This window comes from Achromobacter sp. 1011811831, assembly GCF_059760905.1.
Genome location: NZ_JCBANG010000015.1, coordinates 89405 through 97650, shown reverse-complemented (window position 1 = coordinate 97650; position 8246 = coordinate 89405). Strand labels below are relative to the sequence as shown.

8 protein-coding genes are annotated in these 8246 nt (G+C 68.0%); 3 read left to right on the top strand and 5 right to left on the bottom strand.

Annotated features, from left to right (window positions below):
* Positions 1–38 precede the first annotated feature (38 nt).
* A complete protein-coding gene (locus tag AC6LJ9_RS08720) occupies positions 39–1004 on the bottom strand; it encodes an OmpA family protein (RefSeq protein ID WP_212319445.1) in 966 nt (321 codons plus the stop codon).
* 179 nt (positions 1005–1183) lie between these two features.
* Positions 1184–1957 (bottom strand): DODA-type extradiol aromatic ring-opening family dioxygenase, encoded by a 774-nt coding sequence (locus tag AC6LJ9_RS08715; protein ID WP_498147252.1) that lies wholly within the window; start codon positions 1955–1957, stop codon positions 1184–1186.
* A gap of 287 nt (positions 1958–2244) precedes the next feature.
* Here AC6LJ9_RS08715 and AC6LJ9_RS08710 point away from each other — a divergent pair, with 287 nt between their 5' ends.
* The 3 genes from AC6LJ9_RS08710 to efp all read left to right on the top strand — a co-directional run bounded on the left by AC6LJ9_RS08710 (position 2245) and on the right by efp (position 5329).
* A complete protein-coding gene (locus AC6LJ9_RS08710) occupies positions 2245–3447 on the top strand; it encodes a DUF2863 family protein (RefSeq protein ID WP_103275412.1) in 1203 nt (400 codons plus the stop codon).
* 8 nt (positions 3448–3455) lie between these two features.
* Positions 3456–4571, top strand: coding sequence for an elongation factor P maturation arginine rhamnosyltransferase EarP (gene earP, locus AC6LJ9_RS08705; protein ID WP_498147251.1), 1116 nt, complete (start codon positions 3456–3458; stop codon positions 4569–4571).
* A gap of 197 nt (positions 4572–4768) precedes the next feature.
* On the top strand, positions 4769–5329 hold the full coding sequence (gene efp / locus AC6LJ9_RS08700; RefSeq protein ID WP_498147250.1) for an elongation factor P: 561 nt from the start codon (positions 4769–4771) through the stop codon (positions 5327–5329).
* Between the two features lie 118 nt (positions 5330–5447).
* On the opposite strand, the gene AC6LJ9_RS08695 is transcribed toward efp, so the two are convergent.
* The 3 genes from AC6LJ9_RS08695 to AC6LJ9_RS08685 form a co-directional block, all read right to left on the bottom strand.
* The gene (locus AC6LJ9_RS08695; protein WP_498147249.1) at positions 5448–5918 is read right to left on the bottom strand and encodes a DUF1178 family protein; all 471 of its coding nucleotides are present in this window, start codon (positions 5916–5918) and stop codon (positions 5448–5450) included.
* 89 nt (positions 5919–6007) lie between these two features.
* Entirely contained in the window at positions 6008–6718 is a 711-nt protein-coding gene (locus tag AC6LJ9_RS08690; RefSeq protein ID WP_498147248.1) for a DUF2968 domain-containing protein, read from the bottom strand.
* A gap of 117 nt (positions 6719–6835) precedes the next feature.
* Positions 6836–8236: a sigma 54-interacting transcriptional regulator gene (locus AC6LJ9_RS08685; RefSeq protein WP_498147247.1), complete on the bottom strand. Its 1401-nt coding sequence runs from the start codon at positions 8234–8236 to the stop codon at positions 6836–6838.
* Positions 8237–8246 lie beyond the last annotated feature (10 nt).

Sequence of the window (8246 nt, the reverse complement as noted above, 5' to 3'; positions counted from 1 at the left end):
TCACGGTTCCGGGGGCTTTTTTCCTCAACGCTGCGCCGTCACTGGATCACCAGCTCGACGCGGCGATTCTTCGCGCGGCCCGCCTCGGCGTCATTGGCGGCCACCGGCGCCAGCGACGCCACGCCGCGCGGCGACAGGCGCGCGGCCGGAATCTTGTAGCCCGACTCCAGCGCCTTGACCACGGCGTCGGCGCGCTTTTGCGACAGATCCAGGTTGCCGGCCAGCGTGCCCTGGTTGTCGGTGTGGCCCACCACGTAGACCTTCAGGTTCGGATTGGCGTTGAGCAGCTTGCCCATCTCGTCCAGCGCCGCCTTCGACTCGGGCTTGACCTCGGCCTTGTCGGTATCGAAGTACACGCCATAGACCGCGACGCGGCCCGATTCGGCCAGCGACTTCTGCATGGCGGCCATGTCCAGCACCTGGACCTGCCCCGTCTGCATCGGCTTGGTTTCGAGCACTTGCTGGAACACCGGCGTGATGTGGTTGGAGCCGTCTTCCATCACGTCCAGGAACACGTAGATGTCACCGCTGGGGGCTTCCTTCTTGGCCAGCACCACGTAGTACTTGCCGCCGAACGTGGCATCGCCCTGTCCGGGCTGGCGTACCTTTCCGCCATTGATGACGAAGGACTGGAAATCGCCGCCGCACTGCTCGTCGCCCTTGCATTCGAACAGGGTCTTGAAGCCGCCGGCCTGCAACGCGCCCTGGTAATTGCGGTAGACCTCCAGCGCCGATTTCTTGCCGTCGATGCGGTAGGAGATGCGGGTCAGCTTGCCCTCCAGCTCCAGGCCCTTGGCCTCGGCTTCACGCGGGATCGGCCGGTCGGGCATCACGGCTTCGTCGAAGTCCTTGTGCTCGTAGGCGCGGATCTCGGCGCCCTCGAAGCGGGTCAGCGCGGGATGGTCCCTGGAACCCTTCACGTCCTCGGCCCAGGCCGGCGACGACGTCGCCAGCGACGCCGCGATGGCGGCCAGACACGCGGATTTCACGATATGCGCATTCACGATCTCTACACTCCCGGCCGGAAGGCTCCGGCATGCGTCCAGAAAGGAAAACGCCCGCGGATACGGGCGGCAGCCATTATGCGCAGGCGTCCTGAAATTTCAAACCGCGCCCGGTAACAAACCGTAGTCAAGCGCGTCAGGGCAAGACGCCGTCCGGCGTCCACGGGTTTCGACAGGCCTCAATCGAAGGCATAGGCATCCATCGCCAAGGCGCCATACGAAATCTCGTCGTTCAGCCGAGTGGCCCGCCCGCCGCCCGCGCCCAGCGCCACGTAGAGCGGCATCAGGTGATCGTCATGCGGATGAGCCTGGGCGGCGCCCGGCGCCCGCGCCTGCCAATCCAGCAGCGCCGGCAGGTCCATGGCGGCCAGGCGGCCGGCGTACCAGTCCTGGAACGCCGGCACATAGGCCGCCGGCGGCGCGTCCTGCGGCATGCGCACATCGCGCAGGTTGTGCGTCAGCGAACCCGAGCCGATGATCAGCACGTCCTCGTCGCGCAGCGGCGCCAGCGCGCGGCCCAGTTCGAGCTGCCCGGTGGCGTCACGCTCCATGTCCAGCGACAGTTGCACCACCGGCACGTCGACCTGGGGATACAGGTAGCGCAGCGGCACCCAGGCGCCATGGTCCAGCGGACGGCGCGGATCGCGGTCGGCGGCGATGCCGGCGTCGGCCAGCAGCGCCTGCGCGCGCGCGGCCAGTTCCGGCGAGCCGGGCGCGGCGTACTGCAGCGTGTACAGCTCCGGCGGAAAACCGCCGAAATCATGCCAGGCCACCTGCTGATCGCGCGTGGACAGGGCCAGGCCATGGCCCATCCAGTGCGGCGAGACCACCAGGATGGCGCGCGGCTTGCGGCCCTGCGCCTGGCTCCAGTCGGCCAGCGCGGGACCGGTCAGGCCGGGCTCGACCGCCAGCATGGGAGAACCGTGGGAAACGAAAAGCGTGGGCCAACGCATGGCGCTGCCTCCTGAAGAGAATCCGATGACAGTATTTTCTTCCGATTTGATTGAGCAATAAATATAGGATTTCGACATGCTCTATTGCCAAAATCGGATCAATAGCCGCTGCCGCTTGCGCGCCTGCATCCCGCGCGCACGAATATGCGCGCCGAAACCGCCCTGCTCCAGCCCGAGCGCCAGCGCCCATGCGCCTTGCGCGCGGGCATGGCCGGCGCCGCAATGATCCGGTTCGGCGCGGGCGTTAAACTACGCCGTTGCACACTCACTGGATGCCCATAGAAGTCATGGCCCGTTCCCGCAGCCAATCCGCTCCCCGCCTGACCCGTGACGCCAGCCGTCTGATCACGCTTGCCCAGGCGCTCAACCGCTCGGGCAGCCGCGTCGAGGACATTTTCTGGGAAGCCCAGCTGGCCGAAGCCATCCCGAAGCTGCTCAAGGCCGGGCAAGACGCCCCGCTCGAAGCCGCGCTGGACCATCTGGCGCAGGCCGATGTCGGCGCCTACGAGGTGCTGATCGAACAGGCGGAAACCCTGTCCGAATCCACCAAGATCGACAAGAACGGCGTACGCCACGACGTGCTGCTGGTGGTGGCTCCGGTGGTGGCCTGGACGCGCTATGCGATCCCGACCGGCGCCATCTCCGCCAGCGCGCAGCAGGCGGTGCTGGCCCAGCTGCACGGCCATGTGCTGTCCAGCCAGGCGCGCGCGGCGCTCATGCCCTGGCTGGTCAGCGTGGACCAGATGCCGCGCACGTTCTCCGAAACCTGGCAGTGGCTGCAACGCCTGGGCACCCAGGCGCTGGGCGCCGAAACCATGAAGCCGGCACTGAACACCGAGGCCGAAACCGCGAACATGCTGGCGGACACGCGCTACATCGTCGCCGCGGTGGCCGTGCCCGAGCACGCCCCCATCTTCCGCTGGCAGGAGCAGATCGGCGACGCCGACGCCAGCCGCGAAGCCTGCCAGCAGCAATGGGCCGCGCAGGCCCAGCCCACGCTGGCCGCCCTGCTGCCCGGCTGCGGCTTCGAATCGCTGCTGCCGGACGCCTATTACGTGAGCAACCGCGAAGCCGACCGGCGCGTGCGCCCGCTGTCGCTGCGCGCCGCCATCAGCTGGCTCGAAGGCGCGGTCAATCTCGAGGCCTCCCAGCTGCGGGCCGTGGTGGCCGGCTGCGGCGAAAGCCGGATCGACGAATACCGCATCGGTTTCACCGCGCGCAACAGCAATGACGTGTACTACGGCTGCGTCTGGCCGCTGTACGGACGCGAGGAAGACCTGCCGGCCGACGAGGGCCAGCCCGACGTGGTCGACGAAATCGCCGCGCTGCTCAAGGAATACGGCGTCAACGACGTGCGCCGCATTCCCGGCCTGCTGCCGCCCGACTACTGCGAGGACTGCGGCGCGCCCTACTTCCCGAATCCGCTGGGCGAACTGGTGCACGCCGAGCTGCCCGAGGATGCCGAGGCCGCGCCGGCCAAGTTCCACTAGGAAGCGCAATGCGGGCCGACATCTTCTGCCGGGTCGTCGACAACTACGGCGACATCGGCGTGTGCTGGCGCCTGGCCCGCCGGCTGGCCCAGGTCCCGGGCTGGCGGCCGCGCCTGTGGGTCGACGACCTGCGGGCCTTCGCCCGCATCCAGCCCGGACTGGACCCGGAACAGGCGCGCCAGCAATGCCTGGGCCTCGACATCGTCCACTGGACGCCGGCGCCGCCCGCCGACCTGACGCCCGGCGACGTGGTGATCGAGGCCTTCGCCTGCGATCCGCCCGACGCCTTCCTCGCGGCCATGCGCCAGGTCCATCCCGTCTGGATCAACCTGGAATACCTGAGCGCCGAAGCCTGGATCGAAAGCTGCCACGGCCTGCCGTCGCAGCGGCCCGACGGGCTGGTCAAGCATTTCTACTTTCCCGGCTTCACTCCGGCCACGGGCGGACTGCTGCGCGAGCCCGGCCTGTCCGCCGAACGCGACGCGCTGCAGGCCTCGCCCGAACAACAGGACTCCCTGCTGCGCGCCCTGGGCGTGCCGCAGGACGCGCTGTCGCGCCGGCGCGACGGTGCCCGGCTCGTGTCCCTGTTTTGCTATCCGGACGCGCCGGTCGACGCGCTGGCCTCGGCCCTGGCCGCCGATCCGCGCCCGACCGTGCTGCTGGCGCCCGAAGGCGTGGCGCCCGGCCTGGAAGCGGCCTGCGCCGCGCCGGGCCGCCCCGCCCTGGTCAGGCTGCCCTTCGTCAGCCAGCCGGACTTCGACCGCCTGCTGTGGTGCGCCGACCTGAATTTCGTGCGCGGCGAGGATTCCTTCGTGCGAGCCGCCTGGGCCGCGCGTCCGCTGGTCTGGCAGATCTACCCGCAGCACGGCCTGGCCCATCTGGACAAGCTCGAGGCCTGGCTGGCCCGCTATCCGGCCACCGAAGGCGCCCGGGCGCTGATCCGGGCCTGGAACCAGCCCGACAGCCCGCCAGCCCTTGGTCCGGCCCTGGCCGCCGCCCTGGCGCCCGAGGCCTGGCAGGCCTGGGCCTGGGCCGCCCGCGACTGGGACGCAGCCCAGGCCGACCGGCCCGACCTGGCGGAAAATCTGGCCGCATTTTGCGCAGAGTTGGCCAAGAAACGCTAGAATAGAGAGTTTTCTGAGAAGCCCTGACGCGATCGGGCCTCAAAATACTGACGCCTCCCGGGGTGTGCACAAGATCGAAAACCCGCGTGAAATCCCGCATCCGCCCGCCAGATGATGGCGATGGCGAACCAGGGTCGACAGCGCGGTGATTTGTGCAAGCACGGCGAGTGCACCCCTTACCCCCCGGAGTTTTATCGATGAAAACCGCTCAGGAATTGCGAGTCGGCAACGTGGCCATGGTCGGCAAGGACCCGCTGGTCGTCCAGAAGGCTGAATACAACAAGTCCGGCCGCAACGCCGCCGTTGTGAAGCTGAAGTTCAAGAACCTGCTGACCGGCGCCGCCAGCGAATCGGTCTACAAGGCCGACGAAAAGTTCGAAGTCGTCCAGCTGGAACGCAAGGACTGCACCTACTCCTACTTCGGCGACCCGATGTACGTCTTCATGGACGAAGAGTACAACCAGTACGAAATCGAAGCCGACAGCATGGGCGACGCCCTGAACTACCTGGAAGAGTCGATGCCCGTGGAAGTGGTCTTCTACGACGGCCGCGCCATCTCGGTGGAACTGCCCACGGTCATCGTGCGCGAAATCACCTACACCGAGCCGGCCGTGCGCGGCGACACCTCGGGCAAGGTGCTCAAGCCCGCCAAGATCAACACCGGCTACGAACTGAACGTGCCGCTGTTCTGCGCCATCGGCGACAAGATCGAAATCGACACCCGCACGAACGAGTACCGCAGCCGCGTCAACAACTGATCCCGGCCGCAAGCGAAAAAGCCAGACCTTTGGTCTGGCTTTTTTTTGCCTGTCGGTCGGAGATGAGCCCGGGCCCAACGCTTGTCGACCGGGCGTTTATCGCCTGGTTGGCCCGCGCCTATTGCAGCCGGTCGTCGTCCAGGAAGTCAGGCACCGCCATGACCTCGATGCCGTCCTCGGCCAGCGCCTCGCGCTCTGCGCGCGACGCGGTTCCACGGATGGGACGCTCGTCGGCCTCGCCCTCGTGGATACGGCGCGCCTCTTCGGCGAAGCGCGCGCCGACGTTCTCGGTACTGCGCAGCATGGCACGCACCTGGGTCAGGACGGCGGCCTGCAGGACCGCCATTTTCTGGGCCTCGGACGCGCCGGCAGGCGCTTCGGCCTGCCGCGGAGGCGCGGGTTCGGGCGCGTGCAGATGCGCGACGTTCAGCCGCGGCGCCGACAGGCGCTTGGTGATCGACGCCGATCCGCAGACAGGGCACGTGACCAGACCTCGCGCCTGCTGCGCGTCGTAGTCTTCGTGCGAACCGAACCAGCCCTCGAAGATGTGGCTGTGCTCGCACTGGAGGTCGAAAACTTTGAGTGCCATGGGGTCTATATGAGGATCACCCGGCAGAATACAAGAAAGCGGGCCCAGACGGGCCCGCCATATCGCATGCCAAACGCCCAGACGAGCGCTTACCTGCCGCGCTTGGACGACGCGCCCGCGCCGCCGAGCTGGGCCTGCTGGGCCTGCAGGGCGTCGATCTGGCGCTGCAGATCACGCAGCTGCTGGCGCACGTCCTTCTGCTGGTCGGCCAGGGCGGTGGCTTCCTGGCGCGATTGCTGCTGGCGGGCGGCGACCTGCTCTTCCTGCTGCATGCGCAGCGTGTTGTCGGCCTGCAGCGTGCTCAGCTGGGCGTTGCGGCTGGCCAGCAGCTTCTCGTTGCGGGCGTACTCCGCCTGCAGGCGGATACGCTGGATATCGACCTCGGCCAGTTCCATCGACTGGCTGGCGAAGGCGCGGTAAGTGGCCTCGGCCTGCTTGTCGGATTGGGTCTTGACCACGCGCCAGAAGTCCTTCTGCTGGAACAGGGCCACGTAATAGGTCAGGTCGTCCGGCTTGAACAGCAGGCTGGCGCCGTAGGTGCCGTTGTAGGTCGTGCGCAGTTCCGAGACCTGGCGGTTCTGGATCAGGCCTTGCAGCTCGGCGACGGTGCTGGCCGGCCGCGCGGCGGGCGCGGGAGGCGGCGGCGTCACCGGCGCGGACGCGGCCTGCGTGTCTTCTACCTGCTGGACCGTGGGCCGGGCCGCTTCGGGTTGCTGGGCGCTGGCGCAAGCCGCCAGACCGGACAGGGCCGTACCCAACAGCGCCATGCGCGCGGTGGCACGGATAAAGTGGACGTTCATGCCTACCCCAAAAAAATCGTTGCGGAACTATAGCAATTTATTGCTCCGGAAGCTGCCGCGCGCGCACGGCGCGCCGCCCCGGATGTCGCCCTCTACGGGCCATTCCCTATTGCACCTTCAGGAGGCTTCCACCATCCCGTCGGCGGTTTCGCCCTGCCCGCCGCCCAGATGCAGCTTGCGCATCTTTTCCCACAGCACCTTGCGACTGATGCCCAGGGTATTGGCGGTGTCCTGCCGACGCCAGCCGTTGGCGTCCAGCGCGGCCAGGATGCGGGCGCGCTCGGCCCGTTCTGCATCGGTGAACACAGGCGGCTCGCACTGCGCGCCGCCCGCCCCCAGCGCGGCCGGCGTGCGCAGCGGTTCGACCAGCTGGTCGAAGATGCGCTCGATGCGCGCCCGGTCCCAGGACTGGAACTGGCGCCGGACGATGGCCACGCGCTCGGCCACGTTGGACAATTCGCGTACATTGCCCTCGTAGCGTGTGGCACCGGCGCGTTCCAGCAGCCAGTCCGGCGGTTCGTCCCCGGCGCCCATCCGCTCCAGCAATGACCGGAAGATGGCGATCTTCTCGGCGGCTCCGCGCTGCTCCAGGCTGGGGATGCGCAATTCGATCACCGCCAGCCGGTAATACAGATCCGCGCGGAACTCATCCTGCGCCACCAGCACCCGCAGATCCTTGTTGGTGGCAGCGACCAGCCGGAAATCCACCGGCACCTCTGTCGCCGAGCCCAGGCGCGTGACCGCGCTCTGCTCCAGCACGCGCAACAGCTTGACCTGCTGGTACAGCGGCAGGTCGCCGATCTCATCCAGGAACAGCGTGCCGCCGTTGGCCTGCTCGAAATAGCCCTTGTGCGCGCCGACGGCGCCGGTGAAGGCGCCCTTGGCGTGGCCGAAGAAATGCGCCTCGAACAGCCCTTCGGGAATGGCGCCGCAATTGACCGCGACAAAGGGACCGTCGGCCCAGGCCGCGCGGTCGTGCAGCAGGCGCGCTACGCGCTCCTTGCCAACGCCGGTTTCGCCATGGACCAGCACGTTGCTTCGGCAATCCGCGTACATCTCGGCTTCCGCCAGCAGGGCCCGCATCGGCTCGGACACGGCGATCAGCGGCTGTTCGCGCCGGGGCGCGGCCGGCCGGGCCTGGTCCAGCACGCCCAGCAGCTCGAACAGCAGCTTGCGCAGGTCGGCCGTGGTGAAGGCCAGCGGCAACGTATAGGAATATTCGGGCGGGTAGTAGCGCGGATCGCGGCCACGCGCCTCGGAGGCCACCCAGATGATGGGCAGCGCCTGCACCGCCAGCCAGTCGTAGCCGCTGAAGCGGTTGTCGCCCATCACCGACACCGACACCAGCGCCACGGCGGGCCGGCCCGGATCGCGCGGCGGCGGGAAGGCCGTGCCGGCGTCTGCCCGCACCAGCGTCACGTCCATGCCCGCCAGGCAGCGCTCGGCGCGCGCGGCGATGTCGGACGTGCCCTCCCAGACATACAGATCGAACTCCTCGCGGACGAATTTCTGATTCATTGGCAAACCA